Genomic DNA, 21,390 nt, shown 5'->3' on the forward strand with positions numbered 1-21,390 from the left:
CTCACCGTCCGCCGCGATGGCAACCTCAAGCTCCTAGCGGTCGGCCAGGAGTTTGCTCAGGTGACGTAGCTGCTCCTCCACCTGGAAGGGACCGCCGCCCTCGTGGTTGTTCCACGGCCAGACGGTGATCTCCTTCGGCCCCTGCCAGTGGTTGTAGGCGCCGAACACCGTGGACGGCGGGCAGATGTCGTCCATCAGCGCCACCGAGTACAGCGCGGGGACCTGGCCGCGGGCGGCGAAGTTGAGGCCGTCGAAGTAGGCCAGCGTGCGAAACACCCGCTCGGGCGCGCCGCGCTGAGAGGACAGGTAGCGGACGATCTCCTGATAGGGGTCGCGGTCGGTGATCTCCACGGCCCTGCGGAAGTGGGTGAGGAACGGCACGTCGATCAGGGCGGCCCGCACGTCGGGCCGGAGCGCGGCGACGGCCTGGGCGATGCCGCCGCCCTGGCTGATGCCCGTCACCACGATCGCCTCGGCGTCGACCGCCGGGTGGCCGGCCGCCACGTCGACGGCGCGCGCCGCGTCGGTGAACACCCGCCGGTAGTAGTAGGTGTCGGGGTCCAGGATGCCCCGGGTCATCATCCCCGGCGCGTGCGGCGCGCTGCCGGTGTGCGGGTCGGCGGTGGCGCCCGGCTGGTTCACGTTCGCCGCGCCCTGGCCGCGGGTGTCGACCACCAGCGTGGCGTAGCCGGCCGACGGCCAGGTCAGGTGATCGTGGGCGAATCCCCGGCCTCCGCTGTAGCCGATGTACTTCACCACGCACGGCAGTGGGCCCTCCGCGCCCCGCGGGACCAGGAACCAGGCGCTCACCCGGTCGCCGCCCCAGCCGGCGAAGGAGGTGTCGTAAACCTCGACGGCGGTCAGGGGGATGTCGTAGGGCGTGAACGTGGGGGCCAGGTCGTGCTCGGCGGCCTCGGCCAGGGTCCTGGACCAGAAGGCGTCGAAGTCGGCCGGCTCCTCACGCTCGGGCAGGTAGTCGCGGAGTTTCTCCAGGGGAAGGTCGAACAGCGACACAGCGATCTCCAAGCTGTAGAGGGTCCTGACATTTCACATCATCAGCTAGTGAAAGCGCCATCCGGGGCACGCGGTCGCGACGCCGATGGTCGCGGATAGCCCGCTCACGATCACCCGGGCGAGCACACGCGGCGCGATGGTCCCCACCGACCTGCCCGGGCTCGATGTGAAGATCGGCCTAACGGCCGCCCGGCGTGCGACGCCGGTGATAATGAACCCGCCACCGCGCGTCCGGCGCGACGACGGCTCGTTCACGAACTGGTGAGGTTCCCTTGGCCACCGTACTGATCACCGGCGCCGCCGGAAGAGTCGCCGGGCAGCTCCGTCCCGGTCTGGAGGGGCTCGACCTGCGGGTGACCGACAGGCGTGACGTCCAGGGCTGGGACGGCGCCGAGGTCGTCGTCGGCGATCTGTCCGATCCCGCGTTCGCGGCCAAGGCCGTCGACGGCGTCGACGCCGTGGTCCATCTGGCCGCCTCTCCCAACCCCTCCGCCCCGTGGGCCGACCTGCGGAGCCCGAACGTCGACACGGTCGCCACCGTGCTCGACGCCGCCCTGGCCGCGGGCGTCGCGAAGGTCGTCCTGGCCACGTCGGTGCACGTCATGGGCGGCTACGTACGGCCGGGCGGGGCGGTCGTCGATCCGTCGTGGCCGGCCCGTCCGTGCTGCCGGTACGGCGCGACCAAGGCCTTCGCCGAGGCGTACGGCTCCGTGGTCGCCGCGTCGGGCGGCACCTCGGTCGTCTGCCTGCGGCTGGGCCTGTGCCGGCAGACACCGACGACCACGAGCAACATCGCCGAGTGGCTCGCACCCGCCGACCTGCAACGGCTGGTCCGCGCGGCGCTGGCGGCCGAGGTGCGCTATGGCGCCTACTTCGGGGTCTCGGCCAACACGCGCCGCCTCTTTGACCTCTCCAACGCCCGCGCCGACCTCGGCTACGAGCCCCTGTTCGATTCCGAGGTGTTCGCCGATGAGGTGCGGCCGGGCCCGGCGGGCCTGTGCACGGTGACGCACTCCGCGCCCCCGCCCGTCTGACCCCGCGTCTCACGCTCGCTCTCGGCAGACCATGTCTTCGGCCGGGGTCACGGCCTCGTTGATCTTTCCCTTGGCATGCGTCCGTCCGTGGTTCTCGCGGAGGAGGCGAAACTCCACGATGAAGGTTCAGCCGAATATCGAAATCTTAGGAATTTTGACGCTTCCTTGACGCTTGGCGAGACCGGCCCCTACATTCCACTGAACAGGTCTAGACAGGTGGGTTTCATGGTCGGTAAGCAGGTCGGACAGGAAAGCGAGCCGTCCGGTGGCGCGGGCGGACGGCAGCTCAAGATCGAGGTGCAGGGGCTCGACGTGATCGGCGACGCCGATCGCAAGGGCCGTCCGCGACAGTTGTTCTGGCCGTGGTTCGGCGCCAACGTCTCGGTCCTCGGGCTGAGCTACGGCTCCTTCGCCCTCGGTTTCGGGATCTCCTTCTGGCAGGCGCTCACGGCCGGGATCCTGGGAATCGTCTTCTCCTTCCTGCTCTGCGGCTTCATCTCCGTGGCGGGCAAGCGGGGGTCGGCTCCGACCATGGTGCTGAGCCGGGCGGCGTTCGGAGTGCGCGGCAACCGGCTGCCGTCCGCGATCTCATGGATCCTGACGGTGGGCTGGGAGACGGTGCTCACCGCGCTGGCGACGCTGGCGACGGCGACGGTGTTCGAGCGGCTCGGCTGGGGAGGCGGCACCTCCACGAAGGTCGGCGCCCTGATCGTGGTGACCGCCCTGATCGTGGTCGGCGGCGTCATGGGATTCGACCTGATCATGCGGATGCAGACGGTCATCACGGTCGTGACCGGTGTGCTCACGGTGGTCTACATCGTCCTGGTCCTCGACCACATCAGCTGGGAGGCCGTCGCCTCGGTCCCCTCGGGCTCGGCCCAGGAGTTCATCGGCGCCCTGGTCTTCATGATGACCGGGTTCGGCCTCGGCTGGGTCAACGCGTCCGCCGACTACTCCCGCTACCTGCCGAGGAGGTCGTCGGGCGCGGGAGTGGTGGGCTGGACGACCTTCGGGGCGTCCGTCGCGCCGATCGTGCTGCTGGTGTTCGGCCTGCTGCTGGCCGGCTCGTCCGCGCCCCTCAACGAGGCGATCGCAAAAGACCCGATCGGGGCACTGACCACCATCCTGCCCACCTGGTTCCTCGTCCCCTTCGCCCTCGTGGCCGTCCTGGGCCTGGTCGGGGGCGCCGTGCTCGACATCTACTCCTCCGGTCTGGCGCTGCTGGCGACCGGCCTGCGGGCACCGCGCTACGTCGCCGCCCTGATCGACGGCGTGCTCATGATCGCGGGAACGGTCTACATCGTTTTCATCACCGACGACTTCCTCGGCCAGTTCAGCGGGTTCCTGACCACCCTCGGCGTCCCGGTCGCCGCGTGGTGCGGCATCATGCTGGCCGACCTCCTGCGGCGCCGCCGCGACTACGACGAGATCGACCTCTACCGCCCCTCGGGCCGGTACGGAGACGTCCAGCTCCGATCCATCGCGGTCATCGTCGTCGGCACGGTCCTCGGATGGGGCCTGGTCGTCAACACGTCCGCGAGCTGGCTGGAGTGGCAGGGCTACCTGCTCGATCCTCTCGGGCTCGGCGGCAAGTCCGGTTCCTGGGCCTTCGCCAACCTGGGGGTGCTGCTCGCCCTCGTCGTGGGGTTCGCCGCCACGTGGGCGCTCAACCGATCCAGCGTGCGCGCCCAGGAGGCCCTGGCGCCGGCGGGACCCGGCGCGGCCCCGGTGGAGGCGGGCCGGCTGTGAGCACTCCGTACGCACCGGGCACCGATCCGGACGGTCCGCAGAGCGCACCGTGGCTGGCGGTCATCGACATGCAGAAGGTCTTCGGCGAGCCCGGCAGCCAGTGGTTCGCCCCCCGATTCGCCGAGACGGTCGGCCCGATCGGGAAACTGGTCGCGGCGTTCGGCCCCCGGGTCACCTTCACCCGTTTCATCACCCCCGAGAATCCTCGCGGCGCCTGGGCGAAGTACTACGCGCAGTGGCCGTTCGCGCTGCGACCCCCGGAGTCGGAGATCTACCAGCTGGTCGACGACCTCGCCCCCGTCGCGGGCCCGACGCTGGACGCCACGACGTTCGGCAAGTGGACCCCGGAGTTGGCCGCCAGCGTCGGTGACGGCGGGCGGCTGCTCCTCGCGGGCGTGAGCACCGACTGCTGCGTGCTGTCCACCGCCCTCGCCGCCGCCGACGCCGGCGTCGAGGTCCAGATCGTCGCCGACGCGTGCGCCGGCGTCAGCGACGCCGCCCACCGGCAAGCCCTGGACGTCATGCGGCTCTACGGCCCGCTCATCCAGGTGGTCACCGTGGCCGACGTCCTGGGGCAGGACGCCGAGGTCCCGAGCCGGTACGCGGCCCCGCGTGATGCCGGCTCTCGCCCCGCGACGCCCACGGCGCCCGAGGAAAGGGCGGGTCCGTGAGCGGCACCGTGCACCTCAAGCACCGGCGGATCGCCGTCGCGCTGGAGAGGGAGATCCGTTCCGGCCAGGTCGAACGCGGGACCCGGCTGCCGGGTGAGCTCTCCCTCGCCCGGCGCTTCGGGGTCAGCCGCACCACCGTCCGCACGGCGCTCGCCGAGCTCAACGAAGCGGGCCTGATCTCCACGCGGACGGGCAAGGGGTCGTTTGTCATGTTCGACGGCCGCCCGCTGGACGACCGGCTCGGGTGGGCCCACGCGCTGGCCGCCCAGGGAGCGGAGACCCGGGTCCGGGTCCTCGCCATCACCGCCAGGCGGGATGATCGCCTCGCCGAACGCCTGAACCTGGACTCCCCCGAGGTGATCGTCGTCGAGCGTGTCCGCGAGATCGTCCCCCGGACCGTCGTCTCCTACGAGTGCAGTCGCGTTCCCGCGCTCGAAGGGCTGAGCGAGCTGCCCGGCCGGGGGCTGGGAGGCGACTCGCTGACCGAGGAGCTCGGTCGCGCCGGGCTGCACGCCGACCGCGGTGAGCAGAGGGTGCGCGGTCGCCGGATCGACGAGCGCGAGGCGGCCCTGCTCGGACGCGACGCGGGCGAGTGGTTCCTGAACACCGAGCGGACGAGCTGGACGGCCGGCGGCGCCTTCGTGGAGCACGTCGACAGCCTGCTCGACCCCGAACACTTCCAGCTCCTGCTCAACTTCAACGAAAGCGCCTCATGACGGACAGACAGTCGCGTGCCGCAGGTGCGCTCTACGGGCTCGCCATCGGAGACGCGCTCGGCATGCCGACGCAGATGCTGTCCCGCCCGCAGATCGTGGCACGATACGGCCCCTTCCTCGAAGGTTTCCAGGCCGCACCGCGAGACCATCCGCTCGCGGCGGGAATGCCCGCGGGCTCGATCACCGATGACACCGAGCAGGCCATGCTGGTGGCCGGGCTCATCATCGACGGAGACGGCGAGGCCGACGCGGCCGAGCTCGCCAGACGTCTCGTGACCTGGGAGGAGTCCATGCGCGCACGCGGATCGCTGGACCTCCTGGGCCCGTCCACCAAGCATGCGGTCTCCGAGGTGCTCGCCGGGACCGACGTCAACGAGGCGGGCCGGTCCGGCACCACCAACGGGGCCGCGATGCGGATCACCCCCGTCGGCATCGCCGTGGGACCCTCGGACCTCGACGCCCTTGTGGACCGGGTCGTCGAGGTGAGCCGTCTGACGCACAACACCGGGGTCGCGCTCGCGGGCGCGGCGGCCGTGGCCGCCGCCGTCAGCGCGGGAATCGACGGGGCCACCGTTCCTGAGGCCGTCCGGTTCGCCGAGGCCGCCGCCCGGCTCGCGGCCCGGCGCGGGCACTGGGTCGCCGCCGCCGACGTGGCCGCGCGCATCAGATGGGCGACCACCCTCGTCGAAGGGCTGTCCGCCGAGGAGGTCTGCGAGCGCGTCTACACGCTGGTGGGCACCAGCCTGGCCACCCAGGAGTCCGTACCCGCCGCCTTCGCGACCCTCTGGGCGTGCCAGGACGATCCGTGGCGGGCATGCCTGCTCGCTGCCTCGGTCGGCGGAGACTGCGACACCATCGCCGCGATGGCCGGTGCCGTCGGCGGCGCCTGCCACGGGGTGGAGGCCTTCCCCGCAGGCGCCCGCGACACCGTCACGCGCGTCAACGACCTGCGGCTGGACGACACCGCCGCCAGGCTGCTGACCCTGCGGGCGAAGAGCGCGCGAGGCGACCGTACCGCCCTTCGCGCCCCCGGCACGGAGGTGGGGCCGTGACTCCCCCGCCGCCTTTCACGACCCCGGCTCGGAGAGAGAACCGTGGCTTTCCCGTCGTCCTTCACGACCTCGACGCGGTGGGAGAACCGTGGTTTTCCCACCGCCCTTCACGACTCCGGCTCGGAGGGAGAAGCATGGCCCCCGCATCACCCTTCGTGACGACCCCGGCTCGGAGGTAGGGCCGTGGCTCCCGAATCCGGTCGGCTGCTGCACCTGGGCAACGTCGTCGTCGACATCGTCCTCGACGTCCCCGCGCTGCCGGAACGTGGCGGCGACGTGCTGGCCACCGGATCCGACACGACCACCGGCGGCGGGTTCAACGTGATGGTCGCCGCCGCGCGGCAGGGGCTGCCGGTCGTCTACGCGGGCGCCCACGGCACCGGTCCCCTCGGGGACAGGGCCAGAGCCGCCATGCTCGGCGCCGGGATCGAGATACGGCAGCGGCCGAAGGCCGGTCTCGACACCGGCTTTGTCGTCAGCATCGTCGACGCCGAAGGCGAGCGGACCTTCGTGACCAGCACCGGCGCCGAGGCCACGCTGACCGGCGAGGATCTCGACGCGATCCGTCCCGGCCCCCGTGACGTCGTCTACCTGTCCGGGTACGGCATGCTCCACCCGCCCAACCGGCGGGCCCTGATGGACTGGCTGCCCGGCGTCCACGACGACGTCACGGTCGTCTTCGACCCGGGTCCCCTGGTCCACCTCATCCCCGCGGACGTCACGCGTTCCGTCATGTCCCGGGCGGACTGGTGGAGCTGCAACGCCCGGGAGGCGACCAGAACCACCGGTCGAGACGATCCGGCGGCCGCGGCGGCCGAGCTCGCCCGGCTCACCGGGAGGCGCGGCGTCCTGGTCAGGACCGGTCCCGACGGATGCCTGGTCGCCGCGCGCGATGCCGCTCCCGTCCACGTGCCGGGGTTCGACGTCCACGCGGTCGACACGAACGGGGCGGGTGACACCCACACCGGGGTCTTCGTCGCCGCGATCGCCACCGGTGCGGACGCGATCGACGCGGCCCGGACCGCGAACGCGGCCGCGGCGCTGTCGGTCACCTCTTACGGTCCCGCCACGGCGCCGACCGCGGCGGAACTGGCGCGGTTCGTCGCCGATCGGCCCGCCGGAATATTCGGTGGTCGCGCGTGAGGAGCGGATGTGAGGATGGCGCCATGTTCACGATGTCCTCCTGCGCGGCCGATGATCCGAGCTTGCTCGCCCTGATCGACGAGATGACGACCGAGCTAACTCCCGTCGCGGCGCGCACCCTCCGGGCGACGTCATGAGCCCCGGCGTCCACGTGCGCCGGGACCGGTCCGGCGACGCGGAACGGATCGCGGAGGTCTTCCTGGCCGCACGCGGGCAGATGACCTACCTGCCGGACCTGCACACCGACGAGGAGACCCGGGCCTGGATCTCCCACATCATGATTCCCGGCCACGAAGTATGGGTGGCCGAACAACACGGCCAGATCGCCGGATTCGCCGCACTGAACATCCACTGGCTGGAACACCTCTACGTCGCACCCGACGCCCAGGGCCACGGCATCGGCACCGCCCTGCTCACCCAGGCCAAAAAAGCACGGCCCAACCTGCTCATCCTGCACGTGTTCCAGCAGAACACCGGCGCCCGCCGCTTCTACGAACGACACGGCTTCACCCTGACAACCCTCGGAGACGGCAGCGACAACGAGGAGAAGGTCCCCGACGCCCGCTACGACTGGCGGGGTACCGGCGAACCGCGATAGCTCAACGTCATCAACGCCGAAGCTCGGCGGGGCGTTTATGGGCCAGGCGCCGGCCGAGCCGCTGCATGGGCAGCTCGACGAATCTGTACGTCAGCCAGCTGATCCCGCAGATGGCGGCGATGGCCGTGAGACCGAGGCCGAGCTGGACGATCTCCGGGAACCTCCGTGGTTCGCCGACCACGAGGATGAAGAACCGCAGTAGCGGCACGTGCAGCATGTACACCGAATAGCTGATCAGTCCCAGCCAGGCCAGGGGGTACGGCAGACGCCGGTTGCGCAGCGCCATGAAGCCCGCGAACGTGCCACCGGCCAGGACGACGGTCATCAGGTTGGCGGGGCCGTTGATCGTCACCGGCTTCATGAAGGGTGTCAGGCAGATCAGGAAGGTGACGCCCAGGACGGGCCAGAGCCCCGAACCCTGGCCCTGCTCCCATCGGTAGACAACCGTGCCGGTGAACATGACCGCCAGGATCATCGCCCCCTGCCAGGGCACGCGGCTGCCGATCGAGACGAGGGTGACGGCGAGCGCACCGAGGACGAGTGCTCCCGTCACCCGGACCGCCCTGGGCCCGAACAGTACGCAGCTCAGAGAGGCCAGGATCACCACCAGCACGACGATCGGCACGATCGGCCCGCTGAGCAGTCCCCGCATCGGCAGGACGAATGCCACCAGCACCGACAGCAGCGCGAACGAAACGGCGAACAGTCCGCTGCGCCTGTGCACGCCGGTCACGAACAGCGCCGTGACCAGGAGATAGAAGACCATCTCGTAGGAGAGCGTCCACATCGGTTCGGTGAACGCCCACGAACCGGTGACCTCCATCAGCATCGTGAGGTGGCTCAAGGGGTCGATGTTCGCACGGAGCGGCTGGATCGGGGCCGCCAGGAGAACGATGAAAATGGTCAGGATATAAAGAGGATAAAGACGAAAAACTCTACTGATCCAAAATGCCCGCACATCGCCCCTGCGCTCCAGCGAGGCGGGAATGATGTAACCGCTGACCAGGAAAAACACCAGAACGCCATAGATTCCGAGATTGAACCAGGTTGGCCGCAGCTGAGGCAGGAAGCGGTAGGTCATGTGCTCAAGGAGTACGGCCGTCGCACCGAGCCCACGCAAGGCGTCGAGCCATGCATAGCGGGTCGTCGGGGATTGGTCAACAGATGACATCTGCGTGACCCTAATACCATTCAAAGAATGTTGTCCGGATTTAACGTATTTTCCCGGAACACGAAAAAATTCCCGAAATCCACTAAAAGCACCAAGAAATAATATCGGTCAGCTTTTCGTGTCATTTCAGGCCCGCCTTTTTCTCGGCGTGCTTGGTGATTCACACGGGGACGGCGAGACGAACGCGAGGTGCCCGCACCGCCGACGGGGTGCGTCCGCGCCCAAGCGCCCCGGGGCGCCGCCTCGGCTGGACAACCGCATCGGCCGCTGCACGGAGCGGAGCCCCCGCAACGGCCGGTGTGGCGCCCCGGCCGGCTGGGCAGGACGTGCTTGTGCGGAAAAGCCGGAAGTCGACGGGCTGAGCTCTCATGATGCTGGTGGGGACGTCCGGCTGGCAGTACGCCGACTGGCGCGGGGTGCTGTACCCACCCGGCGTGCCCCAGCGGCTCTGGCTTGAGCGGTACGGCGAGTGTTTCGAGACGGTCGAGAACAACAACACCTTCTACCGGCTGCCGACGCGCCAGACCTTCGAGAGCTGGAGGGATCGCACCCCGGACACGTTCGTCATGGCGATCAAGGCCAGCCGGTTCCTCACCCACGTCAAACGGCTGAAGGATCCGCAGGAGCCGGTCGAGCGTCTGATGGCGGCGGCCGACGGCCTGGGGCCCAAGCTCGGGCCGGTCCTCCTGCAACTCCCGCCGACGTTGAAGGCGGATCCCGAACTGCTCGGCGCGTGCCTGGGGCGTTTCCCCGCCCGGGTTCGGGTCGCCGTGGAGCCGCGGCACCCGTCCTGGTGGAGCGATCCCGTCCGCGAGACGCTGTCGGCGTACGGCGCGGCCCTGTGCTGGGCCGACCGGCTCGGCCGCCCGCAGACGCCCCTGTGGCGGACCGCCGACTGGGGCTACCTGCGGTTTCACGAGGGCCGGGCCGATCCCCGGCCCGCATACGGCGACGACGCACTCCGCTCCTGGCTACGCCGTCTGGACGCCGCCTGGGACGACCGCCGCGACGTCTACGTGTACTTCAACAACGATCCGGGCGGCGCGGCGGTACGGAACGCCGCCCGGTACGCGGAACTCGCATCCGCCGGAGGATGGCCGGTGAGCCGTACGCCCACCGGGGACCTGGCGTAGCCGGGAAACATCGATCCGACGGTCAGTGACCTTCCCCTGGTGCCGGTGTCTCCGGCGTGACCGGGCGGTCTCAGCCGTTGCGCAGCTGCTCGACCAGGCTCGTCCGGACATCGCAGTTGCGGAGCGCGAACGAGTCGGCGAGCGCGATCAGCTCGTCGTCGCTCAGCTCGCGGAACAGCTTGGCGTACTCGTAGGCCAGGGGCTGGGCGACCGCGAGGTTCAGGATGAGCGTGCGGACCCAGTCGAAACGGCCCCACGGGTACGGATCGAAGTCGGGGAACTCATTCGCGATCATGTCCTGGAACGGCTTGGTCACCTCGATGATCCCGTTGCCGTCGCTCCCCCAGTTGTCGGCGCCCAGGCGGTTCTTCTTCGCCACGAAGTCGCCGAAGCGCTTCAGGTACGGGGAGTCGGGCCGCACCATGGCCACGCCCTGCCGCCCGAGGTCCTTGTACATCCAGCTCGACCAGCTCGCCCCTTCGCGGCGGTAGATCTCGAGCTGGTCCTCAAGGACCTGCCGGCGCATGGCGTCCTTGCGCTCGTCGCCGGTGTAGATCGGCGCGAACTCTCCCACCCAGACCGGGGTCCCGGTCTGGCGGCTGTACTCGGTGCGCTTGAGGTACTTCTCCTCCAGCACCGCCCTGTCGTAGTACTTGCCGTCGGTGACTCCGGGATAGTCGCCGCCGTTGCCCATGCCCGGGGCGGCGTAGTCGTGGCAGACGTAGACGGTGTTGTCCCACTCCTTGTCGAAGACGTCGAACTCGGTCGAGTACGTGTTGCCGTCGAGGAACAGGATGTGGCGGTCGTCGATCGCGCGGATGGCGTCGACCAGGCGGGTGTAGAAGGGCCCGACGACCTTGCGCGACTCGTCCGCGGGCTCGTTGATCGGGTTGTAGCCCGCCACCCAGGGGTTGTCCTTGTAGTGCTCGGCGATGCGCTCCCAGATCGCCACCACGCGGTCCTGGAAGTGGGGGTGGTCGAAGAACGCCGGCCGGTGCGTCGGGTTGTCGGAGTGCCAGTGGTGGTTCTGCGACCCCGGGAGCGCGTGCAGGTCGATGACCGAGTAGATCCCATGTCGCGCGCACGCCTCGATGGCCCGGTCGAGGTGGCGGAAGCCGTCCTCCTTAAACTCGAACGGCTTGGAGTCGTCCTCGAAGTGCCGGTAGTTGACGGGGAATCGCACGCAGTTCATGCCCATGCCGGCCAGCAGTTTCGCGTCGTCCTCGTCGAAGAACGCGGTCAGCAGCCGATCGAAGAACAGCTCGTACTTCTCCTCGCCCAGGACCTCGCGGACCGTGCCGCGCATCAGCGACTCGTTGCCGGAGTAGCCGGTGATGAAATTCTCCATGTTCAGCCAACCACCCACGGCGACGCCCCGCAGGCGTACGACGGTGCCCGTCTGGTCGACGAATTCGCGGCCTGCCGTGCGGAGGAAGGCCGTGTTGTTCGACGTCATGCTCTGTTCCTCAAATCTGGAAGCGCGGTGGATCATGGGGTGGTCTCGGGGGGAAGGGCTATTTCAGCGCGCCGGCCGCCAGGCCCCTCTCGAAGAGGCGCTGCAGGCACAGGTAGGCCACGATCTCGGGGATCGCGATGATGACCGCGCTGGCCAGGACCTTGGTCTGGTCGTTGCTGAACTGGCTGACGAAGAACTGCGGCAGCAGCGTGACCGTCTGCTTCGCCGGGTCCTGGATGAGCACCAGCGGCAGCAGGTAGTCGTTCCAGGAACTGATCAGCGTCAGGACGACGATCGCCGCCGCGATGGGCCGGGTCATCGGCACGATGATGTAGCGGAAGGCCGTGAACACGTTGGCGCCGTCGACCCGTGCCGCGTCGAAGAGCGAGTCGGGGACGCCGTCGATGAACTTTCGGGCCAGCAGGACGGTGAAGGGGATCTGCAGCGCGGCCAGCGGCAACACCACCGCCCAGTACGTGTCGTACACGCCCAGGTTGAGGGTCGTGGCGAACAACGGGGTGAGCAGCACGACCTCGGGCAGGGTGAGGGCGGCGAGGATCATCCAGAAGTAGACCTCCTTGCCGCGGATGTGCAGCTTGGAGAACCCGAAGGCGGCGAACATGGTGAGGACGTAGACGATCAGGATCGTCGAGGCGGAGATGATGACACTGTTCCTGAAGAACGTCCCCACGGCGCCGACGGCGAAGACGGCCTGGTAGTTGCCGAATCCCTCACCCGCGAACGATCCCTGGACCATGACCACCAGCGGGAACAGGTAGGGGATGATCATCAGGGTTACGAGGATCTGAAGCAGCAGCTTGGTCGACAGCCGACGCGCCTCAAACACTGGATTCACCGTCCTTACGGTTGGCGCGGGTCGCGACGACGATCGCGCCGAGCAACGCCAGGATGAGCAGGAGGATCGACAGGGCCGCCCCGTAGCCGACGTGGGCCGACGGGATGCTGATCCGGTAGATGTAGGTCCCGAGGAACTCGGTGCTGTAGTTCGGTCCGCCAATGGTCACCAGATACGGAACGTCGAAGGTTTTCAGCGCACCGATCACGCCCAGCATCGCCAGGGCCACCGTCGTGCTCCGCACGCCGGGCCAGACGATGCTTCTCAGGACGCGGAGGTTGCTCGCCCCGTCGGTGCGCGCGGCCTCGAGCGTCTCGGGGTCGATCTGTCCCATCGCGGCGTAGTAGAGGACAAACGTGAGGCCGGTGAACTGCCAGACCGTGATGAACATGATCACCGGCATCGCGGTGGTCGACTGGGCCAGCCAGGGCTGGGACAGGAAACCGAGACCGATGTGGTCCAGGGTCCAGTTCAGCTGGCCGTCCGCGGCGAACATCTGCCGGAACACCGGTGCCATCGTCGCGGGCGCGAGGACCACCGGCGCGAAGACGAGCACCTTGTAGACGGCGCCGAGCCGGACCTTCGAGTGCAGCAGCGCCGCGAACACAAATCCGATGGCGGTCTGCACGGTGAACGTCACGACGAAAAAGACCACCGTGTGCCAGATGGCCTTCCAGAAGATGGGGTCCTGCAGGATCGCCGTGTAGTTGTCGAGCCCGACCGACGTGGGAGTCGGGCTGGTGCCGTCCCAGTCGAGCGTCGAGATGTAGCCGGTCTCGACGATGCAGAAATAGATCAGTCCGACGACAAAGACGAACGCCGGCAGGATCCACGGCAGGCCCGAGGGCCTGCCGCCCCTCTTCCGGGGGTTGCCCGGAAGAGGGGCGGGCGACGGACGGCGCGCCCCGATCTTCGGTGAGGTTGTGGAAGTCATGGATCTCCCTGCGCGGGTGAGATGAGACGGGCCGTCAGCGGCTCTACTTGATCTTCTCGGCGGTGCTCTGCAGAGTCGCGGCGGCCTGCTCGGGCGTGGCCTGTCCCGCCGCCACCGTGGTCGACGCCACACCGATGGCGGTCTGCAGGTCGGCGCTCACCGTCGCGAGGCGCGGCTCGGCCGACTTGCCCGCGTCGCTGATCAGCTTCTCCAGCGCCGGCTGCTGCGCCGTCGGGTTGACCAGCTTGATCGAGGCCCAGTCCGGCTGAACGCTCATCAGGGCGGGGATGTCGTTGAGGATGTCGCCGACCGCCTGCTGTCCCGCCTGCGAGGTTCCGAGCCAGGTCGCGAAGGTGGTGGCGGCGGCGATGGACTTGGACTTCTTGTTCACGGCCAGGCCGAAGTCCGCGTCACCGTAGAGCGACCCGACATTGCCGGTGCCGGCCACGTCGGGGAACGCGATCGGCAGCTGGGTGAACGGCTTGGGGCTCGCGACGCCGGCGCCGGAGATGGCGGCCGTGCTGCCGTCCACGGTGGAGTACTGCATGTACCAGGTGCCCATCATGACCATCGCGGCCTTGCCCGACATGAAGTCGTTGTTGGCGTCCGGGTACTGCTGCACGCCCAGCGCCCCATCCTGCATGATCTTGTCGTCGAACAGCTTCTTCCAGATGCCCAGCGCCTGGACGATCGTCGGGTCGGTCCACGGGACCTTTTTGTCCAGGGCCTGCGCCCACACGCCCGGCTTGACGTTGTTGCTGATCGCCTGCAGGGTGTCCTCGTTGAACGCCGTCTGGGCGGCGCCCTGCACGAAGCACTTGACGCCGTTGGTCTTGAAGGCCGCGCAGACGCTCTTCCACTCGTCGTAGTTGGTGGGCGGCTTCAGGCCGTACTTGTCGAACAGGTCCTGGTTGACCCAGACCGATCCGGCGTAGTTGGAGCCGACCGACAGCGCGGCGAGCTTGCCGTCCTTGGTCAGGCTGTTCACCCCGATCGGGGCCAGCTTCGACTTCCAGTCCGCGCCGAGCGACTTCTCGACGGCGGGGGTGAGGTCGATGGCGTTCACGCCGTAGATGCCGACCGAACCGTTGGCGGCCCCCGGGGCGACGTCGAAGACGTCGGGGCCGACCGACGAGGCCAGGGCGGGGCGGATCGCCGCGTCGTAGCCGTCGATGGTCAGCTTCTTGTAGGTGACCTTGATCTTCGGATAGGCCTTGCTGAACTCCTTGATGTACGCCTCGGCGGGGGCCGCGTCAGGCGTCCACCCCCACCAGGTGATATTGCCCGAGTCGGCCGAGCCCTTGTCCGTGGTCTCGGTCGTGCTTCCGCCGGCGCATCCGGCGAGCGCCAGCGCCGCGGCCGTGAACACGGCTGCGGCTCCGGGGAGACGGCGCTTCCAGATTCGCGAGGATCCCAGCATGATCTCTCCTTGCACGTGACGCGCACGCACTGGTCGTGTCGACGCCGCGCGTCCTCCGCTGAACGGGGACGACCGCGACGGCCTGTGCTCACGCATGAGCACGGGGGGTCCACTCGCACGTGGCGACGAGGTCGGCACGGGTCGCGGAACGGAATGTGCGTCCTCCTACGTCCGGGATCACCGATCGTCGAAAGCTGCACAGTTGAGAGCAGAAAGTTTCGGAAAGTCTTCTTGTGAGAGAAGAGCACCAGCCCGGGGATGGTGTCAATAACCTCAGCCGAATTTGTTTCCGTTCAGTTACGTGGGATGTACCCAGCGACCTCCACCGGAGGCGCATTCCACCCCTGGGGGAAACGGTCACATCGAGATCGTCGGTGTGATATCCGCAGGTCATTGCCGAGCCACTGCGCGGCGTAGACGGCCCAGGACGCCGCGCGGGGCGGTGCCCGCCGCGTGTCGGCGAGCCAGATTACGGCCCTAATTGCGACAATTCGGTCTTTATATCGCGATCAGCCTACCTGCTGCGGAGCCCCGCGAGCCGCTACCGGCGGTGCTACCGTTATAGAAACTTTCGACAACACTGGCTCAGCGCGTGAAGAGGTGTCGTGGCGACCGAGCAGCGGACGAGGACGCAGAAGCGGGTGGCGGGAGCTCCCCGGAGTGCCGACGCCGACCGGGTGACCATCCTGATGGTCGCGCAGGCGGCGGGCGTCTCCGCCCCGACGGTGAGCAAGGTGCTCAACGGCCGGGAAACCGTCGGCCCCGAGACCCGCCGCCGGGTTCAGGACGCCCTGATCTCGACGGGCTACCAGCGCCGGACCAGGTCCGAGGCGGGCAAGGTCGGCGTGGTCGACTTCGTGATCACCGAGCTGGACACGGCCTGGGCCTGTGAGCTGCTGAGAGGTGCGGAGCAGGAGGCCTACCGGCTGGGCACGAGCCTCATCCTGACCGTGACCCACGATCGGAAGGCCCAGCCGCGCGAGTGGCTCAAGACGCTGGCCTCCCGGCCGACCGACGGCGTGGTCCTCGTGGTCACCAACACCCGGCAGGTGTCCGCGGAGAAACTGCGCCCGATCGACACCCCCTTCGTCGTCATCGACCAGGTCGGCGGATACGACCGCGACGTCCCGACCATCGGCGCCACCAACTGGGCGGGCGGGTTCGCCGCCACGGAACATCTCACCGAGCTGGGCCATCGCCGGATCGGCATGATCACGGGGCCCGAGGACGTCCGGTGCAGCCTTGAGCGCCTGGACGGCTACCGCGCCGCTCTCGGGCGTGCGGGGCTGCCGCTCGACGAAAGTCTGGTGCGGCCGGGCGACTTCTACGCCGAGAGCGGCAGGCGGGCCGCCGCCGAGCTGTTCGACCTGCCCGAACCGCCCACGGCGATCTTCGCCGGCTCCGACCAGCAGGCGGCGGGCGTGTACGACGTGGCCCGCGCCAGGGGCCTGCGCATCCCCGAGGACCTCAGCGTCGTCGGGTTCGACGACACCGAGGTGTGCGAGTGGTTGTGGCCTCGGCTGACCACCATCAGGCAGCCGCTCGCGCAGATGGCCGTGCTGGCCATCCGCAACGTGCTCGAGACGACGCACTCCCCCGGTGAGCAGCCTTTACGTCTCGAACTGTCGACCAGCCTGGTGGTCAGGAACAGCACCGCGCCGTACCAGACTCCGGCCCGGATCCCGCGCGGCCGCCGCTGACACCGCGGCCGCCGCGGCTCATGCCCGCGGGAGGCCGAGCACGTCACGCCACGACTCCCGCGGGCGGTATCCCAGCTCGTCACGGGCCTTGTCACTGCTGAGCAGGCTCTCGTACGGCGTGAGCGGACGGCGGACCGGCACCCCGGGGAAGACCTCCGCGGCGAGGTCGGCCGAAGGCCGGTCCATCAGCGTGTCCCCGGCGGCGATCACATACGCGGGCGCGCCCGTCACCTCCGCCAGCAGGGCGAGACGGCAGGCCTGCGCGACGTCGCGGACGTCGACGTAGCCCCACAGATTGAACACCCGGGTCAGCGGGTCGTCCCAGAAACCGGGAATCTTGGGGTAGTCGGCCGCGTCATGGACGTTCGACAGCCGGAGGCCGACGATCGGGATCCCCGACCAGGCGGAGATGTGCTCGGCCAGCGTCTCCCCGACCACCTTGGACAGGGCGTAGGCCGAGGTCGGGTGCGGGTAGTGCTCCTCGTCCACCGGCAGGTAACGCGGCGGGGTCCGCGGTCCGAACGGAAAGCCCAGGGTGGTCTCGCTCGACGTCCACACCACCCTGCCGACCCCGAGCTTGGCCGCCGCCAGGAAGACGTTGCTGTTCATGGCGGTGTTCGCGGTGAACGTGCGGGCGTCGGTGAAGAAGCCGGGCGCGGGGATCGCCGCGAGGTGGACCACGGCGTCGACCGAGGTCAGCGCGTCCACCGTGTCGCCGAAGTCCGTCAGGTCGGCGCGCAGCAGCGGCGCCCCCAGGTCGGCCAGTTCGCCCCGGTCCCCCGGCGCCCCGGCGACGTCGACGGCGCGTACCTCGTGCCCGTGCGCGAGCAGGTCCTCGACCACGGCGCGCCCGGTCTTGCCACTCGCGCCCGTAACCGCGATTTTCACAGGTCAGTCCCACTCTCAGATGGCGTCGTCCCGGCTCGAGAGGCCCTCGCAGACCGGACGGTGCGAAAGTTTATAGAAAGTTGTCCACGGCACTCGGCTCCGGCCGGCCTCGGCCGCGGGAGTTCCCCTCCGGCGTGGTCACGGGCCGCGGCCACGGGCGAACGGCGACGATCCGGTGCACCGATCATGCCGTTCACCAGGCAGAACGCTTCGCCTCTTCGGCGACCGAGGGCGTTCCCCCGGCCCCGGACACGCCCGCGCACAGCCGGAGCCGCGGAGCGGGGGTGATCAGCGCCGCAGCCCCCTGACAGGCAAAGATGTCACTATGCCGGCCTTTCGTCCATGCCTGACCCTTGACGTTCCCCGACGCTCCGTTCTACGTTGTCGCTGCAGACATTAAGTTTCATAGACTTTCCGAAAGTTTTCTGTTCCTCTTTTCGCGCACATCCCGCCGTGGTGCCGGACACCGGTCGACGCCCGGCGCTGAAAGGAACACCGTTGCCTCTCGTACAGATCGACCTCGACCGTTCCCTTGCCGAACGGCTGGGCCCGCAGATCAGTGACGGCGTCCACCAGGCTCTGGTGGACGGCCTGGGGATGGACCCGACCGACAAGTTCCAGATCTTCCGCACGCACGCGCCCGGAGAGATCGTCTTCGATCCGGGCTACAACGGCGTGGACCGGCGGCAGCTGGTCAGCATCCAGATCCTGATGGTGCACATGTACGACGTGACCACCAAGTACGCGATGTTCGACCAGATCGCCAAACGGCTGGAGGAGATCGGCGTCCGGCCGGAGGACCTGCTGATCAGCGTCGTGGAGAACGGCTTCGAGGACTGGTACGCCGGCAAGTCACGCAGCTGATCGCATCCCGCCCACCCCACGAAACCACGATCCATCCAAGATCCGGAGTCCTGCAGTGAAGGTTCTCTACATCGGCGGCACCGGCACGATCAGCTCGGCCGGCGTCGCCGAGTCGGTGCGTCAGGGCCAGGACGTCCACGTCCTGAACCGTGGCCGCACCGCCGGCCGCCGGCCTCTCCCCGCCGGGGTCACGACGATCGAAGCCGACGTCCAGGACCCGGAGTCGGTGCGCCGGGCCCTCGACGGCACGACGTTCGACAGCGTGGTCAACTTCCTCAGCTTCGGCGCCGAGGACGCCGCTGCCGCCGCCGAACTGCTGGAAGGCCGCACGGGCCAGTACATCCACATCAGCAGCGCCTCGATCTACCACAAGCCGGTACGGCGGGTGCCGATCGTCGAGTCGACCACCCGGCACAACCCCTACCTGGACTACGCCCGGGAGAAGATCGCCGCCGAGGACGTCCTGCACCGGGCCTACGAGGAGCGCGACTTCCCCGTCACGATCGTGCGTCCTTCGCACACCTACGACGACGCCCACCCGCCGCTGCCCGGCGACTGGACCGCGTGGGACCGGATCGCCCGCGGCGACGAGCTGGTCGTGCCCGGTGACGGCACCAGCCTGTGGACCCTGACGCACGCGCAGGACTTCGCGGTGGGGCTCGTCGGCCTGATCGGCAACTGGCAGGCCATCGGGGAGGACTTCCACATCACCTCCAACGAGGCGCTGACGTGGGACGAGATCTACGGGATCATCGGGCGCACCGAGGGGACGCCGGCCCGGCTCCTGCACCTGCCCTCGGAGCTCATCCGCGTCGCCGCCCCCGACTGGTTCTGGTCGGACCTCATCATCGGCGACCTGATGCACAGCGCGGTGTTCGACAACACCAAGATCAAGCGGTTCGTCCCGGCGTTCCAGCCGACGATCACGTGGTCGGCCGGGGCCCGGCGGCTGCACGAATGGCGCGCCGCCCACACCGGGGAGACCCGCCCCGACGCCGAGACGGACGCGATCCTGGGCCGGCTGGTCGAGGGGCACCGGGCCGCCACGGCGGCGCTGACGCCGTGATGCCGGGCACCGAGGGCGCCCTGGCGGCGGAACCCTGGCTGGACGTGTCCGGCGTCCACTGCGAGGGCGTCGTGTGGGACGACGCCGCGGGCCGGTTACGGTTCGTCGACATCCCCCGCGGGCGGGTTTTCGACGCCGGCATGGACACCGCCGACGGCGCCGACGCCGGCTGGTTCGACCTGCCGGCGCCGGTCACGGCCGTGCATCCCACGACCGAGCCCGGGACTCTCGTCGTCGCGGACGGCGACGGCGTGGCCCTGGCCACGCGCGACGGGCTGACCGAACGGCTCGCCGCCCCGCTGGCGGGCCGGCCGGAGATCCGCATGAACGACGCGGGCGTCGATCCCGCCGGACGTTACTTCGCCGGCAGCATGGCGTACGACCTCGAACCGGGCGCGGGCCGCCTGTACCGCCTCGACGCCGATCGATCCCTGCACACCGTGCTCACCGGCGTCACGATCGGAAACGGGGTGGACTGGTCGCCCGACACCACCCTGTGCTACTTCGTGGACAGCCCCCTCCACCGCGTCGACGTGTTCGACTACGACGTGACGACGGGTGCCCTGTCCAACCGGCGCGTGTTCGCGGACACCTCCGCCATCCCCGGGATGCCCGACGGGCTCACGGTCGACGCCGAGGGCGCCGTGTGGGTGGCCTTCTGGGGAGGATCGCGCGTCTGCCGCTTCGGCCCGGACGGCCTGGTCGAGCGCACCGTCGGCCTGCCGGTGTCACAGGTGACGTCGTGCTGCTTCGCCGGGCCCGACCTGGACCGGCTCATCATCAGCACCTCCACCGAGGAACTGTCCCCCGACGACCTGCGGCGTCAGCCCACGGCAGGCATGATCTTCCGGGCCGAGCCCGGATGCCGTGGCCGCCGCACGAACGAATTCGTGATCTGACATGACCGATGACCCCACGCGCGACGCGTCGCCCGACCCGGCGGAGCGCCGCGCGTTCGGCCGCACCGGGCTCACGGTGACCCCCGTCTGCATCGGGACCAGCCCCTTGTCGAGCATGCCCGCGCTGTACGGCTACGCGGTCGACCAGGACAGGGCGGAGGCGACGGTCGAGGCCGTGCTCGACGGCCCGTTCAACTTCCTCGACACGTCGAACAACTACGGCGGCGGCAGCGCCGAGCTGCGCATCGGCGCCGTGCTGCGCCGCCGCGGCGGGATCCCCGACGGGTTCGTCCTGGCCACCAAGGCCGACGCCGATCCGGACAGCGGCGACTTCTCCGGCGAGCGCGTGCGCCGCTCGGTGGAGGAGAGCCTCGAACGGCTCGGCGTCGACCACGTGCCGATGATGTACCTGCACGACCCGGAGTACCACGTCACCTTCGAAGAGGCGATGGCCCCGGGCGGACCGGTCGAGGCGCTGGTCGCGCTCCGCGACGCCGGCGTCGTCGGCCACCTCGGCATCGCCGGCGGCCCCGTGGAGCTGATGCGGCGGTTCATCCGGACCGGCGTGTTCGAGGCGGTGATCAACCACAACCGCTGGACCCTGGTGAACCGTGACGCAGGCCCGCTGCTCGACGAGGCCGTCGCGCGGGGGGTCGCCTTCGTCAACGGCGCGCCGTACGGCGGGGGCATGCTGGTCAAGGGCCCGGACGCCCAGCCTCGCTACGCCTACCGGGACACCGACGAGTCCGTCAGGGAAGCGGTCCGGTCGATGCAGCGGGTGTGCGCCGCCCACAACGTGCCCCTGGCCGCCGCCGCGCTGCAGTTCTCGCTGCGCGACCCCCGGGTGACGTCGACCATCGTCGGCGTCTCGGAACCCGCGCGGATCAGGACCACCCTCGATCTCGCCACCACCCCGATCGCCCCCGAACTGTGGGACGAGCTCGACCGGCACACGCCGTCGTCCGAGGGGTGGCTGGACTGATGCCGGCGACGGCCGTACAAGCGATTCCAACGACAGACGGAGAA

At 69.2% G+C, this 21,390-nt stretch carries 20 protein-coding genes; 13 read left to right on the forward strand and 7 right to left on the reverse strand.

Annotation, left to right across the window (positions count from 1 at the left end; all coding sequences use genetic code 11):
* Positions 1–33: 33 nt before the first annotated feature.
* A complete protein-coding gene (locus tag CHC08_RS01735; protein ID WP_275937138.1) occupies positions 34–1,026 on the reverse strand; it encodes an acetylxylan esterase in 993 nt (330 codons plus the stop codon).
* A 260-nt stretch (positions 1,027–1,286) separates the two neighbouring features.
* Here CHC08_RS01735 and CHC08_RS01745 point away from each other — a divergent pair, with 260 nt between their 5' ends.
* The 7 genes from CHC08_RS01745 (at position 1,287) to CHC08_RS01775 (ending at position 7,977) form a co-directional block, all read left to right on the forward strand.
* Entirely contained in the window at positions 1,287–2,048 is a 762-nt protein-coding gene (locus CHC08_RS01745; RefSeq protein ID WP_089205322.1) for an NAD-dependent epimerase/dehydratase family protein, read from the forward strand.
* Positions 2,049–2,273: 225 nt separating this feature from the next.
* Positions 2,274–3,797 carry a purine-cytosine permease family protein gene (locus CHC08_RS01750; protein ID WP_089205408.1) on the forward strand — a complete coding sequence of 508 codons (1,524 nt, stop codon included), beginning with the start codon at positions 2,274–2,276 and terminating at the stop codon, positions 3,795–3,797.
* On the forward strand, positions 3,794–4,468 hold the full coding sequence (locus CHC08_RS01755; protein ID WP_245878066.1) for a cysteine hydrolase family protein: 675 nt from the start codon (positions 3,794–3,796) through the stop codon (positions 4,466–4,468). The genes CHC08_RS01750 and CHC08_RS01755 overlap by 4 nt, the downstream gene beginning before the upstream one ends.
* Positions 4,465–5,184: a GntR family transcriptional regulator gene (locus tag CHC08_RS01760; protein ID WP_089205323.1), complete on the forward strand. Its 720-nt coding sequence runs from the start codon at positions 4,465–4,467 to the stop codon at positions 5,182–5,184. Before CHC08_RS01755 ends, CHC08_RS01760 begins: the two co-directional genes overlap by 4 nt.
* The gene (locus tag CHC08_RS01765) at positions 5,181–6,236 is read left to right on the forward strand and encodes an ADP-ribosylglycohydrolase family protein (RefSeq protein WP_089205324.1); all 1,056 of its coding nucleotides are present in this window, start codon (positions 5,181–5,183) and stop codon (positions 6,234–6,236) included. Before CHC08_RS01760 ends, CHC08_RS01765 begins: the two co-directional genes overlap by 4 nt.
* A 183-nt stretch (positions 6,237–6,419) precedes the next feature.
* The gene (locus CHC08_RS01770) at positions 6,420–7,379 is read left to right on the forward strand and encodes a PfkB family carbohydrate kinase (protein ID WP_089205325.1); all 960 of its coding nucleotides are present in this window, start codon (positions 6,420–6,422) and stop codon (positions 7,377–7,379) included.
* A gap of 133 nt (positions 7,380–7,512) precedes the next feature.
* Complete coding sequence (locus CHC08_RS01775; protein ID WP_089205326.1) at positions 7,513–7,977, forward strand: GNAT family N-acetyltransferase; 465 nt, start codon at positions 7,513–7,515, stop codon at positions 7,975–7,977.
* A 10-nt stretch (positions 7,978–7,987) separates the two neighbouring features.
* On the opposite strand, the gene CHC08_RS01780 is transcribed toward CHC08_RS01775, so the two are convergent.
* Positions 7,988–9,148 (reverse strand): acyltransferase family protein, encoded by a 1,161-nt coding sequence (locus CHC08_RS01780; RefSeq protein WP_089205327.1) that lies wholly within the window; start codon positions 9,146–9,148, stop codon positions 7,988–7,990.
* A 368-nt stretch (positions 9,149–9,516) separates the two neighbouring features.
* Between CHC08_RS01780 and CHC08_RS01785 the strand changes: the two genes are divergently transcribed.
* Entirely contained in the window at positions 9,517–10,281 is a 765-nt protein-coding gene (locus CHC08_RS01785; protein WP_089205328.1) for a DUF72 domain-containing protein, read from the forward strand.
* Between the two features lie 70 nt (positions 10,282–10,351).
* On the opposite strand, the gene CHC08_RS01790 is transcribed toward CHC08_RS01785, so the two are convergent.
* From CHC08_RS01790 to CHC08_RS01805, 4 genes are read right to left on the reverse strand one after another with little or no spacing between them, the layout of a single operon-like run.
* The gene (locus CHC08_RS01790; RefSeq protein ID WP_089205329.1) at positions 10,352–11,737 is read right to left on the reverse strand and encodes a glycoside hydrolase family 5 protein; all 1,386 of its coding nucleotides are present in this window, start codon (positions 11,735–11,737) and stop codon (positions 10,352–10,354) included.
* A gap of 58 nt (positions 11,738–11,795) precedes the next feature.
* Complete coding sequence (locus tag CHC08_RS01795) at positions 11,796–12,593, reverse strand: carbohydrate ABC transporter permease (RefSeq protein ID WP_218825065.1); 798 nt, start codon at positions 12,591–12,593, stop codon at positions 11,796–11,798.
* Positions 12,577–13,527: a carbohydrate ABC transporter permease gene (locus tag CHC08_RS01800; RefSeq protein ID WP_089205331.1), complete on the reverse strand. Its 951-nt coding sequence runs from the start codon at positions 13,525–13,527 to the stop codon at positions 12,577–12,579. The genes CHC08_RS01795 and CHC08_RS01800 overlap by 17 nt, the downstream gene beginning before the upstream one ends.
* 43 nt (positions 13,528–13,570) lie before the next feature.
* Positions 13,571–14,947 carry an ABC transporter substrate-binding protein gene (locus CHC08_RS01805; RefSeq protein WP_179281835.1) on the reverse strand — a complete coding sequence of 459 codons (1,377 nt, stop codon included), beginning with the start codon at positions 14,945–14,947 and terminating at the stop codon, positions 13,571–13,573.
* A gap of 605 nt (positions 14,948–15,552) precedes the next feature.
* Here CHC08_RS01805 and CHC08_RS01810 point away from each other — a divergent pair.
* On the forward strand, positions 15,553–16,647 hold the full coding sequence (locus CHC08_RS01810; protein WP_245878067.1) for a LacI family DNA-binding transcriptional regulator: 1,095 nt from the start codon (positions 15,553–15,555) through the stop codon (positions 16,645–16,647).
* 18 nt (positions 16,648–16,665) lie between these two features.
* Here CHC08_RS01810 and CHC08_RS01815 read toward each other — a convergent pair whose 3' ends face one another.
* Positions 16,666–17,535 (reverse strand): NAD-dependent epimerase/dehydratase family protein, encoded by an 870-nt coding sequence (locus CHC08_RS01815; RefSeq protein ID WP_218825066.1) that lies wholly within the window; start codon positions 17,533–17,535, stop codon positions 16,666–16,668.
* Positions 17,536–18,033: 498 nt separating this feature from the next.
* Between CHC08_RS01815 and CHC08_RS01820 the strand changes: the two genes are divergently transcribed.
* The 4 genes from CHC08_RS01820 to CHC08_RS01835 are packed head-to-tail and all read left to right on the forward strand — an operon-like array spanning position 18,034 to position 21,346.
* Positions 18,034–18,399 carry a tautomerase family protein gene (locus tag CHC08_RS01820; protein ID WP_089205333.1) on the forward strand — a complete coding sequence of 122 codons (366 nt, stop codon included), beginning with the start codon at positions 18,034–18,036 and terminating at the stop codon, positions 18,397–18,399.
* Positions 18,400–18,454: 55 nt separating this feature from the next.
* Complete coding sequence (locus CHC08_RS01825; protein ID WP_089205334.1) at positions 18,455–19,465, forward strand: NAD-dependent epimerase/dehydratase family protein; 1,011 nt, start codon at positions 18,455–18,457, stop codon at positions 19,463–19,465.
* Entirely contained in the window at positions 19,465–20,364 is a 900-nt protein-coding gene (locus tag CHC08_RS01830) for an SMP-30/gluconolactonase/LRE family protein (RefSeq protein ID WP_089205335.1), read from the forward strand. The genes CHC08_RS01825 and CHC08_RS01830 overlap by 1 nt, the downstream gene beginning before the upstream one ends.
* A 1-nt stretch (position 20,365) precedes the next feature.
* The gene (locus tag CHC08_RS01835) at positions 20,366–21,346 is read left to right on the forward strand and encodes an aldo/keto reductase (RefSeq protein ID WP_089205336.1); all 981 of its coding nucleotides are present in this window, start codon (positions 20,366–20,368) and stop codon (positions 21,344–21,346) included.
* Positions 21,347–21,390 lie beyond the last annotated feature (44 nt).

It is taken from the genome of Streptosporangium subroseum, from assembly GCF_900188345.1.
Lineage (GTDB): Bacteria > Actinomycetota > Actinomycetes > Streptosporangiales > Streptosporangiaceae > Streptosporangium > Streptosporangium subroseum.

Coding starts and splice junctions, on each gene's coding strand:
- CHC08_RS01750 (WP_089205408.1), top strand. CDS start 2,274: ATGGTCGGTAAGCAGGTCGGACAGGAAAGCGAGCCGTCCGGTGGCGCG.
- CHC08_RS01765 (WP_089205324.1), top strand. CDS start 5,181: ATGACGGACAGACAGTCGCGTGCCGCAGGTGCGCTCTACGGGCTCGCC.
- CHC08_RS01775 (WP_089205326.1), top strand. CDS start 7,513: ATGAGCCCCGGCGTCCACGTGCGCCGGGACCGGTCCGGCGACGCGGAA.
- CHC08_RS01780 (WP_089205327.1), bottom strand. CDS start 9,148: ATGTCATCTGTTGACCAATCCCCGACGACCCGCTATGCATGGCTCGAC.
- CHC08_RS01785 (WP_089205328.1), top strand. CDS start 9,517: ATGATGCTGGTGGGGACGTCCGGCTGGCAGTACGCCGACTGGCGCGGG.
- CHC08_RS01790 (WP_089205329.1), bottom strand. CDS start 11,737: ATGACGTCGAACAACACGGCCTTCCTCCGCACGGCAGGCCGCGAATTC.
- CHC08_RS01800 (WP_089205331.1), bottom strand. CDS start 13,527: ATGACTTCCACAACCTCACCGAAGATCGGGGCGCGCCGTCCGTCGCCC.
- CHC08_RS01805 (WP_179281835.1), bottom strand. CDS start 14,947: ATGCTGGGATCCTCGCGAATCTGGAAGCGCCGTCTCCCCGGAGCCGCA.
- CHC08_RS01830 (WP_089205335.1), top strand. CDS start 19,465: ATGCCGGGCACCGAGGGCGCCCTGGCGGCGGAACCCTGGCTGGACGTG.
- CHC08_RS01835 (WP_089205336.1), top strand. CDS start 20,366: ATGACCGATGACCCCACGCGCGACGCGTCGCCCGACCCGGCGGAGCGC.